Below are 16594 nucleotides of genomic sequence, written 5' to 3' on the forward strand. Positions count from 1 at the left end.
GTCGTCGCGCACAGTAAGCGCTTTCAAAAAGGCCCCCGAAAGTTCCGCCGGAACCGTTGACGGGGCCCGGGGGCCGCCCTACGTTCTTCCCACCGCCCGTCGTACGCCATACGCCATACGTCATATACGAGACGTCAGGTCCCGTATGCCGCCTCCCGTGCGCCGCACGCCAGAGCCGACGTGAGAGCCGCCCGCATGAGAGTCCCCCTGACCGGTGTCGCACCGGTGCCCGTCCCCTCCAGGACGCAGTACGTCATGGAGCACCTGACCCACGCCATCCTCACCGGCCGGCTCCCCCCGGGGCAGCCCCTGGTGGAGACCGAGCTGGCCGCGCGGTTCGGCGTGTCCAAGACCCCGGTCCGCGAGGCGCTGAAGACCCTCGCGGGCCGCGGGCTGGTCGTGATGAGCGAGTACAAGGGCGCCACCGTGCGCACCGTGGACGCCGCCATGGCCCGCTCCGTCTACGACGTGCGGCTGCTGCTGGAGCCGGAGGCGCTGCGCCGCACCGTCACCGCGGGGGCGGACCTGGCCGGTGCCCGGGCCGCGCTGGAACGGGCCGACGCCGCCGCCGACCGCGCCGACCGGTCGCTGGCCAACCGCGACTTCCACCGCGCGCTGTACCTGCCCTGCGGCAACCCGCTGCTGGCGCGGATGCTCGACGACCTGCGCGACCAGGCGGCACTGGTCTCCACCGTCGCCTGGGAGGCGGTGCCCTCCTGGGAGCGCGAGGCCGCCGAGCACCGGGAGATCCTCGCCCGCGCCCTGGACGGCGATGCCGAGGGAGCGGCCCGGCTGCTGCACGACCACATCGAGGGATTCGTCCGCCGGGCATTCCCGGCCGAGGAGAACCAGGAAGGCCGGGCATGACCGACTTCTCCCCCCAGCGGGCCGCCCTCGCCGGCGTCGTGGCCATTCCCGTCACGCCGTTCGACGAGCGGGGCCGCCTGGACGCCGACACCTACCGCGCCCTCGTCCGCCGGCTGCTGGACGCCGGGGTCCGGGCCGTCACCCCCAACGGCAACACCAGCGAGTTCTACTCCCTCACCCCCGAGGAGCGGCGGCTGGAGACCGAGCTGACCGTGGCCGAGGCCGCCGACCGCGGCGTCGGGGAGGCGGCCGAGGTCATCGTCGGCGTCGGCCACGACCCGGCCACCGCGGCCGCCGCCGCCGAGCAGGCCCGGGACGCCGGGGCGCGGATGGTGATGGTCCACCAGCCCGTCAACCCCTACGTCTCACAGGCCGGCTGGGTGGACTACCACCGCGCCGTCGCCGAGGCGGTGCCCGAGCTGGGCGTCGTGCCGTACCTGCGCAGCCCCCTGATCGAGGGCGCCTCCCTGGCCCGGCTCGGCGAGGCGTGCCCCAACGTCATCGGCGTCAAGTACGCCGTCCCCGACGCCGCCCGCTTCGCCGCCTTCGCCCGCGACGCGGGGCTGGACCGCTTCGTGTGGGTGGCCGGGCTCGCCGAGCTGTACGCGCCCGCCTACTTCGCCTGCGGCGCCACCGGGTTCACCTCCGGCCTGGTCAACGTCGCCCCCCGGGTCTCCACCGAGATGCTCCACGCCCTGCGCGCCGGCGACTACGGCGCCGCGATGAAGGTCTGGGAGCGCATCCGCGCCTTCGAGGACCTGCGCGCCGGGGACCAGTCCGCCCACAACGTCTCCGTCGTCAAGGAGGCCCTGGCCCGCCTCGGCCTGTGCCGCCGCGACGTCCGCCCGCCGAGCGCACCGCTGCCCGGGGAGCTGCGCGCCAGGGTCGCCGCGATCGTCGAGGAGTGGGAGCTGACATGACGGAGCGTCACGGAAGCGGGTCCCGCCTCGCCCCCGAGGAGCTGCGCAGCCACCGGTGGTACGGCACCGACGGGCTGCGCTCCTTCAGCCACCGCGCCCGCACCCGCCAGCTCGGCTACCTCCCCGAGGAGCACCTGGGCAAGCCGGTCGTCGCGATCCTCAACACCTGGTCCGACATCAACCCCTGCCACCAGCACCTGCGCGAGCGCGCCGAGGCCGTCAAGCGCGGGGTGTGGCAGGCCGGCGGCTTCCCGCTGGAGTTCCCGGTCTCCACCCTCTCGGAGACCTTCCAGAAGCCGACCCCCATGCTCTACCGCAACCTGCTGGCCATGGAGACCGAGGAGCTGCTGCGCTCCTACCCGGTGGACGGCGCGGTGCTGATGGGCGGCTGCGACAAGACCACCCCCGCCCTGCTGATGGGCGCGGCCAGCGCCGACCTGCCCGCCGTCTTCGTCCCCGCCGGCCCCATGCTGCGCGGCCACTGGCGCGGCGAGGTCCTGGGCTCGGGCACCGACATGTGGCGGTACTGGGACGACCGGCGCGCCGGGCTCATCGGCGACGGCGAGATGGCCGAGCTGGAGTGCGGGCTGGCCCGCTCGCCCGGCCACTGCATGACCATGGGAACCGCCTCCACCATGACCGGCGCCGCCGAGGCCCTGGGCGTCACCATGCCCGGCGCCTCCTCCATCCCCGCCGTCGACTCCGGGCACGCCCGGATGGCCGCCGCGGCCGGGCGCCGGATCGTGGAGATGGTGTGGTCCGGCCGCAGGCTCTCCACCGTCCTGACCCGCGAGGCGTACGAGGACGCGGTGACGGCCGTCTGCGCGCTGGGCGGCTCCACCAACGCCGTCATCCACCTCATCGCCATGGCCGGGCGCTCGGGAGTCCGCCTCACCCTGGACGACTTCGACCGGATCGCCCGCACCGTCCCCGTCCTGGCCAACATCCGGCCCGGCGGGGCGTACCTGATGGAGGACTTCCACTACGCGGGCGGGATGCCCGGCTTCCTCTCCCGGCTGCGGGACCTCCTCCACCTGGACCGCCCCACCGTCGCCCACGACACGCTGCGCGAGCAGCTCGCCGGCGCGCTCGTCCACGACGACGACGTCATCCGCGACACCTCCCGCCCCCTGGCCGGGGAGGGCGGCATCGCCGTCCTGCGCGGCAACCTCTGCCCCGACGGCGCCGTCATCAAGCACATCGCCGCCGAGCGGCACCTGCTCAGGCACACCGGACCCGCGGTCGTCTTCGACGACTACCGCACCCTGCAGGCCACCATCGACGACCCCGCGCTGGGCATCACCGCCGACAGCGTCCTGGTGCTGCGCGGCTCCGGCCCGCTGGGCGGCCCGGGCATGCCGGAGTACGGGATGCTGCCCATCCCCGGCCACCTGCTCAAGCAGGGCGTGCGCGACATGGTCCGGATCTCCGACGCCCGGATGAGCGGCACCAGCTACGGCGCCTGCGTGCTGCACATCGCCCCCGAGTCGCACGTCGGCGGGCCGCTCGCCCTGGTGGAGACCGGGGACCTGATCACCCTCGACGTCCCCGCGCGCACCCTGCGCCTGGAGGTCGACGACGCCGAGCTGGCCAGGCGGCGCGCCGCCTGGCAGCCGCCGCCCCCGCGCTACGGACGCGGCTACGGGGCGCTCTACCAGGAGCACATCACCCAGGCCGACACCGGCTGCGACTTCGCCTTCCTCGCCCGGCCCGGCGAGGTGCCCGAACCCTACGCGGGCTGACCCGCGCCCGCGCACCGCACGCACCACACCGCACTGCCTCGCACCGCACGCACCGCACCGCCTCGTACCACTCCGCGCCACCGCGCGGCCCCGCGCGCCACCCGACGACCCGTCACGACCCCGCCCGACGCCCCCGTCCGCCGACCGCCCGACGATCCCCACCGACATCTCGAACGACGTTCGACAGTCATTCGACGACAGAACGGAGCCCCGGCAATGGCCCTCACCGCCGTGCCGAAGAAACGCGCCCCGTCCGGGAGACCGGGCGCACCAGGCAGACGCGGCCTGCCGTACGTGCTGATCGCACCGGCCGGGCTGCTGATGCTGGGTTTCATCGCCTATCCGATGCTCAGCGTCCTGTACTACAGCCTCCGGCACTACAACGTCACCAAGCCCTGGCGGAACGGCTACGCGGGTCTGGACAACTTCCGGGAGATCCTCTTCGAGGACCCGCTGTTCTGGCAGACCCTCGCCTTCAGCGCCAAGTGGGTCGTCGCGGAGGTCGGCCTCCAGCTCGTCTTCGGCCTGGCGCTCGCGCTGATCGTCAATCAGACGTTCATCGGCCGCGGCGTCGCCCGCGCCCTGGTCTTCTCGCCCTGGGCGGTCTCCGGGGTGCTCACCACCACCATCTGGATCCTGCTGTACAACCCCTCCACCGGGCTGAGCCGCTACCTGGCCGACGTCGGCATCGGCGAGTACGGCACCTCGGTGCTCTCCGACACCGGCACCGTCTTCTGGGCGGCCGTCCTGGCCGAACTGTGGCGCGGCGTCCCCTTCTTCGCCATCCTCATCCTCGCCGACCTGCAGTCCGTCTCCAAGGACCTGTACGAGGCGGCCTCCGTGGACGGGGCGAGCCGCCTCCGGCGGTTCTGGCACATCACCCTGCCGCACCTGAAGGACGCGATCGTCCTCTCCACGCTGCTGCGCGCGGTGTGGGAGTTCAACAACGTCGACCTGCTCTACACCCTCACCGGCGGCGGCCCGGCGGGCGTGACCACCACGCTCCCGCTCTACGTCGCCAACACCGGCATCGACGGCCACGACTTCGGCTACGCCTCCGCGCTGACCACCGTGGCCTTCGTGATCCTGCTCTTCTGCTCGATCCTCTACCTGCGCCTGAGCAAGTTCGGAGGCGACGACACGTGACCGCCGCACTCGCAGAGAAGGGCACCCGGGCACCCGCCCCGGCCGACGGCGGGACCCCGCCCCCGGCCGAGCGGAGGCCGCGGCGCCGCCGGCCCGCCGACGGGCCGCCGCGCTGGCAGATCCTCCTCCCCCTCGGGCTCTACCTGCTGTTCACGCTCGTCCCGTTCTACTGGATGCTGCTGTTCGCGCTGCGCCCGGCCGGCTCGGACTCGCTGGTGCCCTGGCCCGCGACCACCGAGCACTTCGAGAAGGTCTGGAACGAGCGGAGCTTCGGCACGTACTTCCTCAACAGCACCCAGGTCGGCATCGCCTCGATGCTGATGACCATGGTGGTGGCGCTGGCCGGCGGGTACGCCCTGGCCCGCTTCCGGTTCCGCCTGAGGAACGCCTTCATGCTGGCGCTGCTGTGCTCGCAGTTCATCCCCGGCGCCCTGATGCTCGTCCCGCTGTTCGAGACCTTCCGCAACCTCCAGCTCATCAACTCCCTGTGGAGCGTGATCATCGCGGAGACGGTCTTCCAGCTCCCGCTGTCGATGATCCTCATCAGCGGCTTCATCAGGAACGTCCCCGAGTCGCTGGAGGAGGCCGCCTGGGTGGACGGCTGCTCCCGGATGCGGGCCTTCCTGGCCATCGTGCTGCCGATGCTGCGGCCCGGCCTGATCGCGGTGGGCTCCTTCGCCTTCGTGCACAGCTGGAACCACTTCCTGTTCGCCCTGATGTTCCTCTCCTCCCAGGACAAGCAGACCATCCCGGTCGGCCTCAACACCCTCATCGGCGCGGACAGCGTGGACCTCGGCGCGCTCGCCGCGGGCGGCGTGGTCGCCGCCGTGCCCGTGGTGATCATCTTCGCCTTCATCCAGAAGTGGTTGATCACCGGCTTCAGCGCGGGGGCGGTGAAGGGCTGATGACCCCACCGGTCCCCGGTCGCGCCACCGCCGCGCCCGCCCTGCCCGTCGTCCTCGCCGGCGCCCGCGGCCACGGCCGCTGGCACCTGGACAACATCCGCCGCCTCGCCGGGACGGGCCTGGTCCGCCTGGCCGGGATCTGCGAGCTGAGACCCCTGGGGACGGAGGAGCTGGACGGCGCCGGCGGCATCGAGCAGTCCACCGACCTCGCCGCCCTGCTGGAGCGCACCGGCGCCCGCGTCGCTGTGATCTGCACCCCGATCCACACGCACGCCGACCTGGCGCTGGCCGCCGCCGAGCGGGGCGTGCACGTCCTGCTGGAGAAACCGCCCGCCCCCTCGTACGCCGAGTTCGAGCGGATGACCGAGGGCCTGCGGGCGGCGGGGGTCGCCTGCCAGATCGGTTTCCAGTCCCTCGGCTCGCACGCCGTCACCGCCGTCCGCGACCTGGTCGCCGACGGCGCGATCGGCGCGGTGCGGGGCATCGGGGCGGCCGGGGCGTGGTCGCGGGACCTGGCGTACTGGAGCCGCGCCCCCTGGGCCGGACGGCGCAGGCTGGACGGCCGGGACGTGGTGGACGGGGTGCTCACCAACCCCCTCGCCCACGCCGTGGCCACCGCGCTGCGCATCGACGGCGGCGACCGCGCCGAGGACGTCGCCGGCATCGAGGTGGAGCTGTACCGCGCCAACGACATCGAGTCCGACGACACCTCCTGCGCCCGCATCCGCACCGTGCGCGGCGCGGACACGGGCCAGGTCACCGCGGCCGTGACGCTGTGCGCCGAGCGGCCCGGCGAGCCGTACGTCGTCGTCCACGGCGACCGGGGCCGCATCACCTTCTGGTACAAGCAGGACCGCGTCCGGCTGGAACGCCGCGGACGGGCGCCTAAGACCACCGAGCACGCCCGCACCGACCTGCTGCGCAACCTCCTCGCCCACCTCACCGAGGGCGAGGAGCTGCTGGTGCCGCCGGAGCGCACCGGTGCCTTCATGCGCCTGGTGGAGGCCGTCCGCACCGCCCCCGAGCCCCACCCGCTGCCCGCGGACGCCTGGCGCACCGAGCCCGGCGGCGACGGCGGCGGCTCCGTGCGGCGGGTGGTCCCCGGCATCGAGGAACTGGTCGCCGCGGGGGCCGAGAGGCTCGCCCTGTACTCCGAACTGTCCCGCTCCGGCGGGCCGCCCGCCCCCTGGGCCGCGCCCGCCGTGCCCGCGGAGGAGGCCGGACCGTGACCGAACCGCGCCCCCGCCCCGCCGGCCCGGCCGCCGCGGCCGGCCCCACGGACACCGCCGGCACGGACGCCGGCGCCACCGTGCTGTACTGCGGCGACCGGCCCGTGGCCCGCTACGAGCACCGGCCGCGCCTGGCCCGACGGGAGTCCCCGCGCCCGTACCTGCACCCCGTCCGCACCCTGGGCGGCACGGTCGTCACCGAGCTGCGGCCCGCCGACCACGTGCACCACCTCGGGGTGAGCATGGCCGTCCCCGACGTCTCCGGCACCAACTTCTGGGGCGGGCGCACCTTCGTCCGCGGCCGGGGCCCCACCGAGCTGGACAACCACGGGCACCAGCGCCACCTGGGGTGGCCGCGGCGCGGCCGGGACGGCTTCACCGAGGAGATCGCCTGGCAGCGCGGCGGAAGACGGCTGCTGACCGAGCGCCGCACGGTCGCCGTCCGGGCGGTGGACGGGACCTGCTGGGCGCTGGACTTCACCACCGAACTCACCAACACCGGCGACGAGGAGCTGTCCGTCGGCAGCCCGGCCACCAACGGCCGCCCGGGCGCCGGCTACGGCGGCTTCTTCTGGCGCCCGCCGATCGGCGCCCGCCCGCCGGAGGTGTTCACCGCCGGCGCCGAGGGCGAGGAGGCGGTGCACGGTTCACCGGCGCCCTGGCTGGCGATGGCCACGGACGCCTGGACGCTGGTCTTCGCCGGGGCCACCGACGCCACCCGCCGCGACCCCTGGTTCGTGCGCGCCGCCGAGTACCCGGGCGTGGGCTCCGCACTGGCCTGGGACCGCAGACTGCCGCTGCCCCCCGGCGAGACGGTCACCCGGCGCGTGGTCACCGGTGTCGCCGACGGACGCCTGGACCGCGCCGCCGCCGCCCGGATCGCCGCCCGGCTCACCGGGGAGGTGACCGCGTGACGGCCCGCCCGGCGGCCCCCGCCGACACCGCCGACACCGGGACGGCGTACCGCAACCCGGTGCTGAACGCCGACTGGTCCGACCCCGACGCCATCGCCGTCGGCGGCGACTACTACCTGACCGCCTCCAGCTTCGGACGCGCCCCCGGCCTGCCGATCCTGCACTCCCGGGACCTCGTCGGCTGGCGCATCGTCGGGCACGCCCTGCAACGGCTGGAACCCGAGCAGGCGTTCACCGTGCCGCGCCACGACGGCGGGGTGTGGGCGCCGTCCATCAGACACCACGCGGGCCGCTTCTGGATCTTCTGGGGAGACCCCGACCACGGCATCCACCAGGTCAACGCCGAGGACATCCGCGGCCCGTGGAGCAGACCGCACCTGCTGAAGGCCGGCCGGGGACTGATCGACCCCTGCCCGCTGTGGGACTCCGACGGCCGCGCCTACCTGGTGCACGCCTGGGCCAGGTCGCGCTCGGGCGTCAACAACCGGCTGACCGGCCACCGGATGAGCCCGGACGGCCGCGAACTCCTCGACGCGGGCCGGACCGTGGTGGACGGCGACGCGCTGCCCGGCTGGTTCACCCTGGAGGGCCCCAAGCTCTACCGGCACGGCGGCTGGTACTGGATCTTCGCCCCGGCCGGGGGAGTGGAGACCGGCTGGCAGGGCGCCTTCCGGTCGCGGGACGTCTTCGGCCCCTACGAGGAGCGCATCGTGCTCGCCCAGGGCCGCACCGACGTCAACGGCCCGCACCAGGGCGCGTGGGTGCGGGCGGCCGACGGCCGCGACTGGTTCCTGCACTTCCAGCACCGCGGCGCGTACGGACGGGTGGTGCACCTCCAGCCCATGCGCTGGGACGACGACGGCTGGCCGGTGATCGGCGACGGCGGCGAGCCCGTCGCCGTCCACCCCCGGCCCGTGCCCGGGGAGCGGCCGGCCGCCCCCGCGACCGGCGACGACTTCCCCGGCGGGCGCTTCGGCCTCCAGTGGTCCTGGACCGCCAACCCTCCCCGGAACCCGGGGGCACAGGACCCCCGGCAGGGCTGGACGGTCGCCCACTCCGGCGACGGGCTGTGGCTGGTCTGCCGCCGCACCGACGACGCCCACGACCTGCGCAGGCTGCCGAACGTGCTGGTCCAGCGGCTGCCCGGCGACCCCTGCACGGTCGAGGTCGGGCTGCGGCTGGACAGCGCGGAGGCCGGGGCCAGGGCCGGCCTGGCGGTCCTCGGCGACGCGTTCTCCTGGATCGGCCTGGAGCGGGACGCCTCCGGCATCCGTCTGGTGCACCGCTTCGCCGAACCCGCCGCCGAGCGCGAGCGGGACGCCGCGCGGCCCCGTCCCGCACCGGACGGCCGCGTGCGGCTGCGCGTCGAACTCCTCCCCGGCGCCCGCTGCCGCTTCTCCGCGCGCACCGGCCGGGACACCGCGTTCCTCCCCTCCGGCCCGCCCTTCGCCGCCACCCCCTGGCGCTGGGTCGGCGCCCAGCTCGGCCTGTTCGCCACCGCCCCGCGGGGGAGCGGACCGGCCGGGACCGCCGTCTTCACCGGATTCCGCGTCACCTGACACCGGGCGGGGACCCCCGCCGCGCCCGCACCCGCCGACAGCGCCCTTCGGGAGCAGAACCCGCAAGCCGCGCACACCCCGAACACCCACCCGGAAACGAACGACCGAGAAAAGAGCCGACGATGAGCAGAAACAACAGCCGCAGATCCCGTGCCCGCTCCCTGCTGGCCCTGGGAGCCGGCACCTGCCTCGCCCTCACCGCCACCGCCTGCGGGGACTCCGGCACCGGGGCGGGCGGCGAGGGCGACGGCAAGGGGAAGATCGTCTTCTGGGACAACAACGGCGGTGTGCGCACCGAGGTCTGGAAGAAGATCATCGCCGAGTTCGAGAAGGAGAACCCCGACATCGACGTCGAGTACGTCGGCATACCGATCGCCGACGTGCAGTCCAAGTACGACACCGCCATCCAGGGCGGCGACGACAGCCTGCCCGACGTCGGCATGGTCGGCACCGCCTACCTCGCCAACATGGTCGCCCAGGGGGCGCTGGAGCCGGTCACCGACCGGATCGAGGACAGCCCGCTGAAGGGCAAGCTGGTCAAGGGCATGACCGACAGCGTCGAGGCCGCCGGCGGCGAGGACGGCGAGCTGTTCACCGTCCCGACCTCCGCCAACCAGGGCGTGCTGTGGTACCGCACGGACCTGTTCGAGCGGGCCGGCCTGGAACCCCCCACCTCCTGGGAGAACTTCTACCGGGCCGCCGAGGAGCTGACCGACAAGAAGAAGAACCGCTTCGGCTTCACCATCCGCGGCGGCGCGGGCTCCATCGCCCAGGCGCTGGAGATGATGTACGCCCAGTCCGGCATCGACAGCTTCTGGAAGGGCGGCAGAACCACCGTCAACGACCCGAGGAACGTCGAGGCGCTGGAGAAGTACGCCGGCCTGTACGACGAGGTCACCCCCAAGGCCGACCTGAACAACGACTTCACCAAGATGGTCGCCACCTTCGACGGGGGCGAGGTGGGCATGCTCCAGCACAACCTGGGCTCCTACACCGACCACGTGAAGGCGTTCGGCGAGGAGAGGATCGACGGGCTGCCGCTGCCGCCCTCCGCCGAGGGCGCCCCGCGGACCATGGTCTCCAACCCGGTCGACGGGCTGGGGCTGTTCAAGTCGAGCGAGAACAAGGCCGCGGCCTGGAAGTTCATCGAGTTCGCCGCGTCGGCGGAGATGAACAGCCTCTGGAACGAGTCGGCGGGCGCCATCCCGGCCCACACCGACGCCGCGGACGACGCGTGGATCAACGAGGCCGGACCCACCAAGGCGGCCATGGAGTCCCTGGACGACCCGGACACCCGGATCGTCCAACTGCCCTACTACCTGCCGGACTGGAACGGCATCAGCAAGGCCGACACCGAGCCCAACTTCCAGAAGCTGCTGCTGGGACAGATGTCCGCCAAGGAGTTCGCCGACGACCTGGCGAAGCGGCTCAACGAGGCGCAGGCCGAGTGGAGCGAGCAGAAGGGCTGACGGCCGGTCCCGCCCCGCCACGGCGGCCCGCCGCAGCAACCGCCGCGGCGGCCCACCCCGGCGGGGCGGCCCCGCGTCCGCCCCACCGACCACCGATGTCACCGAAGGAGCCGCAGTGCAGAGAAAAGTGTGCCAAGCACGCGTTGCCGTGCTGGCGGGATGCGCCTCGCTCGTCCTGGCCGCCCTCGCCGTCCCCGCCCAGGCCGCCCCGCGCCCCGGCGGCGACGCCACCCGCGCCGTCCTGCCCGAGGGGGACGGCTGGGCCTCGGCCGAGGGCGGCACCACCGGCGGCGCGGCGGCCGACGCCGACCACGTCTTCACCGTCACCGACCGCGCCGAACTGGCCGCGGCGCTGAACGGCGGCGACGACACGCCGAAGATCATCAAGGTCAGGGGCACCGTCCACGGCAACGCCGACGACCGGGGCAACCCCCTGTCCTGCGAGGACTACCAGCGCGACGGCTACACCCTGGAGAAGTACCTCCAGGCGTACGACCCCGCCACCTGGGGCGACGCCCAGCCCTCCGGCCCGGTGGAGGACGCCCGCGCCGCCTCGGCCGCCGAGCAGGCCGAACGCGTCAAGCTCACCGTCGGCTCCAACACCACCCTGCTCGGCGTGGGCGACGACGCCACCCTGCTCGGCGTCAGCCTCCAGATCCGGCACGCGGACAACGTCATCGTCCGCAACCTCACCTTCGAGGACACCTACGACTGCTTCCCGCAGTGGGACCCCACCGACGGGGAGAACGGCGCCTGGAACTCCGAGTACGACAACGTCGTCGTCCACGGCTCCACCCACGTCTGGCTCGACCGCAACACCTTCACCGACGGCCGCCGCCCCGACAGCGCCCAGCCGCGCCACTTCGGGCAGCTCTTCCAGCAGCACGACGGCCTGCTCGACATCGTGCGCGGCGCCGACCTGGTGACCGTGAGCTGGAACGTCTTCACCGAGCACGACAAGACCATCCTGCTCGGCAACAGCGACGGCGCCGCCGCCGACGACCGCGGCAAGCTGCGCACCACCTTCCACCACAACCTCTTCGAGGACGTCAAGGAACGCGCTCCGCGCGTGCGCTTCGGCAGGGTGGACGCCTACAACAACCACGTCAGGCAGAACGCCGGCGCCGCGTACGGCTACACCTGGGGCATCGGCAAGGAGGCCGCGCTCGTCGCCGAGCACAACGCCTTCACCCTGCACGGGGGCATCACCCCGGCGGACACCATCCGCCAGTGGACCCCCGGCACCTCCATGACCGAGAACGACAACTGGGTCAACGGCCGGCGCGTGGACCTGCTGGCCGCCCACAACGCCGCCAACCCCGACCGCGTCCTGGGCGACGACGCGGGCTGGACCCCCGTGCTGCGCACCCGCGTCCACCATCCGCTGGCCGTCCCGTACCTGGTGGACCGGCACGCCGGGGCGGGACGGCTCACGGTGCGGGACGGGAAGGGCCGCGGGTGACCACCGGGTGACCGCCGCCCGTCCGGCGCGGGAGACGGGGGAACTCCGCGCGCGCCGCGCGGCCCGTTGCCGCGGTTCGGGCCGGGCGGCCCGCACGGTGGGGACAATCGCCCCGGCAGCACCGTTCGCACCACCGAGGAGCGCCATGTCCGCACCCCCCGTCCCCCACGCCCTCGACCGTTTCTTCCGGATCGGCGAGCGAGGCTCCACCGTCGGCCGGGAGGTGCGGGGCGGCATCGCCACGTTCTTCACCATGGCCTACATCCTGGTGCTGAACCCGATCATCCTGGGCGGCGCCGAGGACGGGTTCGGCAACCGGCTCCCGGAGGCCCAGCTCGTCACCGTCACCGCGCTGGTGGCCGCCGTGATGACCGTGCTGATGGGCCTCACCGCCAACCTGCCGCTGGCGCTCGCCGCCGGGCTGGGCATCAACGCCCTGGTCGCCTACCAGATCGCCCCCACCATGAGCTGGCCCGACGCGATGGGGCTCGTGGTCCTCTCCGGCGTCGTGGTCTGCCTGCTGGTCGTCACCGGTGTGCGGGAGGCGATCATGCACGCCGTCCCGCAGCAGTTGAAGCAGGCCATCAGCGTCGGCATCGGCCTGTTCATCGCCTTCGTCGGCTTCGTCGACGCCGGCTTCGCCACCCGCGTCCCCGGCGAGACCGGCTCGGTCCCCGTCCAGCTCGGCGACGACGGCACCCTGTCGGGCTGGCCGGTGCTCGTCTTCTGCCTGGGGGTGCTGCTGACCGTGGCCCTGCTGGTCCGCGGGGTGAACGGCGCCATCCTCATCGGCATCGTGGTGATGACCGCGGTCGCCGTCGTCATCGACGGGATCGCCGGCCTGCCCCCCGGGGCGTGGGGCCTGACCGCGCCGTCCGTCCCCGACGACCTGGTCGCGCTCCCCGACTTCGGGCTGGTCGGCGCGTTCAGCCTGTTCGGGGCGGTCGAGCAGGTCGGCGTCCTCACCGTGGTGCTGCTGGTCTTCACGCTCTTCCTCACCGACTTCTTCGACACCATGGGGACGGCGGTCGGCGTCAGCAGCGAGGCCGGGCTGCTGGACGAGGAGGGCCGGGTGCCGCGCCTGGGACGGCTGCTGTTCGTCGACGGCCTCGCCGCGGTCGCGGGCGGCGCGGCGTCCGCCTCCTCCAACACCAGCTACATCGAGTCCGCGGCCGGGGTCGGCGAGGGCGCCCGCACGGGCCTGGCCAACCTCGTCACCGGTGCCCTGTTCGCCCTCGCCCTCTTCCTCGCCCCGCTCGCCACGATCGTCCCCGCCCAGGCCGCCGCCCCCGCCCTGATCGCGGTGGGCTTCCTGCTGATGGCCCAGGTGCGGTACATCGACTGGACGCGCTTCGACATCGCCGTCCCGGCCTTCCTCACGATCGCCGTGATGCCCTTCACGTACTCCATCACCAACGGGATCGGCGCGGGCTTCATCGCGTACGCCGTCCTCCGGACCGTCCTGGGCAGGGCCCGCGAGGTGCCCCGGCTGCTGTGGGCGGTGGCCGGGCTGTTCGTCGTCTACTTCGCCATCGACCCGGTCGAGCAGTTCCTGGGGGTGCGCTGACCCCTTTCGGCGCGGGACGCGGGCGGGGATGTCACGGAACACGGACCCGGATCCGTCCCACCGGTGAAGGAACCGCAGGGAACCCGTACGACCCGAAGGGGGCACCGCCATGGCCCGCATCTCCCTCGATCCGCCCCGCACCCTCGTCCTGCGCCTCGGCGAGTGGTACTCGCGGCGCAGGTTCGGCAAGGTCCTCGACCCCGGCAGGGCGCTCGGGCACCACCCGAAGGTGCTGGCCGACTACTTCCGCTTCGAGCGGGGCGTCGCCGGCTGGAAGGAACTCGACCCCGCCCTCAAGCACCTCGCCGTGATGGTCTCCTCGGCCCGCATCGGCTGCTCGTGGTGCATGGACTTCGGCCACTGGGAGGCGCAGGAGCTCGGGCTGCCGATGGAGAAGGTCCGGTACGTGCCCGTCTGGCGCGAGCACCGCGACCTCTTCACCGACCTGGAGCTGAAGGTCATGGAGTACGCCGAGGCGATGACCGCCACCGAGCCGTCGGTCACCGACGGGCTGGCCCGGGAACTGGTCGGACGGCTGGGCGAGAAGGCGTTCGTGGAGCTGACCGCGATGGTGGCCGTGGAGAACCTGCGGTCGCGGATCAACAGCGCCTTCGGCCTGGTCGGGCAGGGGTTCTCGGACCGCTGCGAGGTGCCGCCGCTCCCGCCCGCCCGGCCGGCGGCCCAGTCGGGGCCGGACGTGCCGGACCCGCTCCCGTAGGCGCGGACGACCGCCCCGCGCGCGGCCCCGGCGTCCTGCCGGCGGGGAACCGCCTCCCCCGCCACGGGGGAGGCGGAAAGCCCCTGCGGCCGCCGGCCTACAACTGCCGGGTGGCCAGCGTCAGCCGGTCCCGCGCGTGGAACAGGGCCTCCTTGATCGTCTGCTCGTGGGCGGGGGTCAGCCGTGCCACCGGCACCGAGCAGCTGATGGCGTCCCGCGCGGGGGTGCGGTAGGGGATGGCGACGCCGAAGCAGCGCAGCCCCAGGGTGTTCTCCTCGCGGTCCACGGCGTAGCCCTGCTCGCGGACCTGGTGCAGCTCCTCGATGAGCTTCTCGCGGTCGGTGATGGTGTGCTCGGTCAGCGGAGTCAGGGTCTCCGGGAGCATCGCGCGGATCTGGTCGTCGTCGTACGTCGCCAGCAGCGCCTTGCCCAGCGAGGTGGAGTGCGCGGGCAGCCGCCGCCCCACCCGGGTGAAGGGGCGCAGGTAGTGCTGCGACTGGCGGGTGGCGAGGTAGACGACGTTGGTGCCGTCCAGCCGGGCGAGGTGGATGGTCTCGGTGGTGTCGTCGGAGAGCCGGTCCAGGGTGGGCCGGGCGGCGGCCACGACCTCGTCGCCGTCGATGTAGGAGGTGCCCACCAGCAGGGCGCGCACGCCGATGCCGTAGCGGGTGCCGGTGGCGTCGGTCTCGATCCAGCCCAGGTCCACCAGCGTGCGCAGCAGCATGTAGAGGCTGGACTTGGGGTAGCCGACGGCCTCCTGCACGGCGGCCAGGGAGTGCATGCCGGGCTGTCCGGCGAAGAACTCCAGCAACTCCACCGTGCGCACCGCCGACTTGACCTGTCCGCCCGCCTCCGGCTTCCGACCGGGGGCGCCCCCACGCGCTGACGGCATCGACCTTGACCCTTTCGCTTGAGCGGCCATAGAGTCCCGGACAGTCATTCACGCATCGGGACGGCGTTCAGTATATCGAACGGGCCTCCCGGGAGGACAGCCTTCGGTCCGCGGAACGCCGGACACGGCCTTCGGCGGGCGGTCGGCCGGCAGCGGTCAGTCAGCCAGACGGCAGGAGGAGTGCGCGGTGGCAGTACCAGTGTGGAGCGTCGACCCCAGGACCGGGAAGCAGCGCGAGCAGGTCGCGGTCGAGGCCGCGGCGGCCGACGTCGACGCGGCCGTGCGCGCCGCCCACGGAACCCGTGGCGCGCTGGCCGACCGCGACGTCCGCATCGCCCTGCTGCGCGCGGCCGCCGGGGAACTGGAGGCCGCGCGCGAGCAGGTCGTCGCGACGGCGGACGCCGAGACCGCCCTCGGCGCGGCCCGGCTGAACGGCGAGCTGGACCGCACCGCCCACCAACTGCGGGCCTTCGCCGACGAGGTCGCCGACGGCGCCTACCTGGGCGTCGTCATCGACCACGCCGACGCCTCGCTCACCCCGCCCCGGCCCGACCTGCGCCGCTACAAGATCCCGCTGGGCGTGGTGGCCGTCTACGCCGCCTCCAACTTCCCCCTCGCCTTCTCCGTCCCCGGCGGCGACACCGCCAGCGCGCTCGCCGCGGGCTGCCCGGTGGTCGTCAAGGCGCACCCGGACCACCCGGCCACCTCCGAGCTGTGCGCCGCCGTGCTGCGCCGCGCCGCCGCCCGGACGGGACTGCCCGAGGACGTCGTCTCCGTGGTGCACGGCTTCGACGCGGGCGTGGAACTGGTGAAGCACCCGCTGGTCGCCGCGGCCGGTTTCACCGGCTCGGTACGGGGCGGGCGCGCCCTGTTCGACGCCGCCGCGGCCCGTCCCACCCCGATTCCCTTCCACGGCGAGCTGGGCAGCCTCAACCCGGTGGTCGTCACCGAGGCGGCGGCCGGGGAACGCGCCGAGCAGATCGGCAGCGGCCTGGCGGGGTCGATGACGCTGGGCCGCGGACAGTTCTGCACCAAGCCCGGCCTGGTCCTCGTCCCCGCCGGGGAGGGGGGCGACCGGCTGGTGGAGGCCCTGACCGCGGCCCTGGGCGAGGCCGCCCCCGGGCCGCTGCTGGACACCCGGATGCGCGAGGCGTTCCTGGCCGGGGTCAGGGCCCGGGCCGGACTGGAGGGCGTGACGGCCCCG

At 73.7% G+C, this 16594-nt stretch carries 14 protein-coding genes; 13 read left to right on the forward strand and 1 reads right to left on the reverse strand.

What is annotated here, in order from left to right; all coding sequences use genetic code 11:
- Positions 1–195: 195 nt before the first annotated feature.
- From VE546_RS22450 to VE546_RS22505, 12 genes are all read left to right on the forward strand, one after another.
- Complete coding sequence (locus VE546_RS22450) at positions 196–867, forward strand: GntR family transcriptional regulator (RefSeq protein WP_324925192.1); 672 nt, start codon at positions 196–198, stop codon at positions 865–867.
- Entirely contained in the window at positions 864–1787 is a 924-nt protein-coding gene (locus VE546_RS22455; RefSeq protein WP_324925193.1) for a dihydrodipicolinate synthase family protein, read from the forward strand. Before VE546_RS22450 ends, VE546_RS22455 begins: the two co-directional genes overlap by 4 nt.
- Positions 1784–3529 (forward strand): L-arabinonate dehydratase, encoded by a 1746-nt coding sequence (araD, locus tag VE546_RS22460; RefSeq protein ID WP_324925195.1) that lies wholly within the window; start codon positions 1784–1786, stop codon positions 3527–3529. The genes VE546_RS22455 and araD overlap by 4 nt, the downstream gene beginning before the upstream one ends.
- A gap of 216 nt (positions 3530–3745) precedes the next feature.
- A complete protein-coding gene (locus VE546_RS22465) occupies positions 3746–4675 on the forward strand; it encodes a sugar ABC transporter permease (protein WP_324925197.1) in 930 nt (309 codons plus the stop codon).
- A complete protein-coding gene (locus VE546_RS22470; RefSeq protein ID WP_324925199.1) occupies positions 4672–5580 on the forward strand; it encodes a carbohydrate ABC transporter permease in 909 nt (302 codons plus the stop codon). The genes VE546_RS22465 and VE546_RS22470 overlap by 4 nt, the downstream gene beginning before the upstream one ends.
- Positions 5580–6809 (forward strand): Gfo/Idh/MocA family oxidoreductase, encoded by a 1230-nt coding sequence (locus tag VE546_RS22475; RefSeq protein WP_324925201.1) that lies wholly within the window; start codon positions 5580–5582, stop codon positions 6807–6809. Before VE546_RS22470 ends, VE546_RS22475 begins: the two co-directional genes overlap by 1 nt.
- Before the next feature lie 80 nt (positions 6810–6889).
- The gene (locus tag VE546_RS22480; RefSeq protein ID WP_324925226.1) at positions 6890–7723 is read left to right on the forward strand and encodes a PmoA family protein; all 834 of its coding nucleotides are present in this window, start codon (positions 6890–6892) and stop codon (positions 7721–7723) included.
- Positions 7720–9282, forward strand: coding sequence for a glycoside hydrolase 43 family protein (locus tag VE546_RS22485; RefSeq protein ID WP_324925202.1), 1563 nt, complete (start codon positions 7720–7722; stop codon positions 9280–9282). The genes VE546_RS22480 and VE546_RS22485 overlap by 4 nt, the downstream gene beginning before the upstream one ends.
- A gap of 122 nt (positions 9283–9404) precedes the next feature.
- Positions 9405–10751, forward strand: a complete 1347-nt coding sequence (locus VE546_RS22490) for a sugar ABC transporter substrate-binding protein (protein ID WP_324925204.1) — start codon at positions 9405–9407, stop codon at positions 10749–10751.
- Positions 10752–10866: 115 nt separating this feature from the next.
- Positions 10867–12213 carry a pectate lyase gene (locus VE546_RS22495; RefSeq protein WP_324925206.1) on the forward strand — a complete coding sequence of 449 codons (1347 nt, stop codon included), beginning with the start codon at positions 10867–10869 and terminating at the stop codon, positions 12211–12213.
- 145 nt (positions 12214–12358) lie between these two features.
- Complete coding sequence (locus VE546_RS22500; protein WP_324925208.1) at positions 12359–13780, forward strand: NCS2 family permease; 1422 nt, start codon at positions 12359–12361, stop codon at positions 13778–13780.
- Positions 13781–13889: 109 nt separating this feature from the next.
- Positions 13890–14498 carry a carboxymuconolactone decarboxylase family protein gene (locus VE546_RS22505; protein ID WP_324925210.1) on the forward strand — a complete coding sequence of 203 codons (609 nt, stop codon included), beginning with the start codon at positions 13890–13892 and terminating at the stop codon, positions 14496–14498.
- 97 nt (positions 14499–14595) lie between these two features.
- Here the strand turns inward: VE546_RS22505 and VE546_RS22510 are convergent, their stop codons facing one another.
- Complete coding sequence (locus tag VE546_RS22510; RefSeq protein ID WP_324925212.1) at positions 14596–15390, reverse strand: IclR family transcriptional regulator; 795 nt, start codon at positions 15388–15390, stop codon at positions 14596–14598.
- 187 nt (positions 15391–15577) lie between these two features.
- On the opposite strand from VE546_RS22510, the gene VE546_RS22515 reads away from it, so the two are divergent.
- Positions 15578–16594 (forward strand): aldehyde dehydrogenase family protein (locus VE546_RS22515; RefSeq protein WP_324925214.1); only part of this gene is annotated, 1017 nt, incomplete at its 3' end.

The sequence above is a fragment of the Streptomyces sp. genome, assembly GCF_035644915.1.
Taxonomy (GTDB): Bacteria; Actinomycetota; Actinomycetes; order Streptomycetales; family Streptomycetaceae; genus Streptomyces.

Coding starts and splice junctions, on each gene's coding strand:
- VE546_RS22465 (WP_324925197.1), top strand. CDS start 3,746: ATGGCCCTCACCGCCGTGCCGAAGAAACGCGCCCCGTCCGGGAGACCG.
- VE546_RS22475 (WP_324925201.1), top strand. CDS start 5,580: ATGACCCCACCGGTCCCCGGTCGCGCCACCGCCGCGCCCGCCCTGCCC.
- VE546_RS22510 (WP_324925212.1), bottom strand. CDS start 15,390: ATGCCGTCAGCGCGTGGGGGCGCCCCCGGTCGGAAGCCGGAGGCGGGC.
- araD (WP_324925195.1), top strand. CDS start 1,784: ATGACGGAGCGTCACGGAAGCGGGTCCCGCCTCGCCCCCGAGGAGCTG.
- VE546_RS22450 (WP_324925192.1), top strand. CDS start 196: ATGAGAGTCCCCCTGACCGGTGTCGCACCGGTGCCCGTCCCCTCCAGG.
- VE546_RS22455 (WP_324925193.1), top strand. CDS start 864: ATGACCGACTTCTCCCCCCAGCGGGCCGCCCTCGCCGGCGTCGTGGCC.
- VE546_RS22505 (WP_324925210.1), top strand. CDS start 13,890: ATGGCCCGCATCTCCCTCGATCCGCCCCGCACCCTCGTCCTGCGCCTC.
- VE546_RS22490 (WP_324925204.1), top strand. CDS start 9,405: ATGAGCAGAAACAACAGCCGCAGATCCCGTGCCCGCTCCCTGCTGGCC.
- VE546_RS22500 (WP_324925208.1), top strand. CDS start 12,359: ATGTCCGCACCCCCCGTCCCCCACGCCCTCGACCGTTTCTTCCGGATC.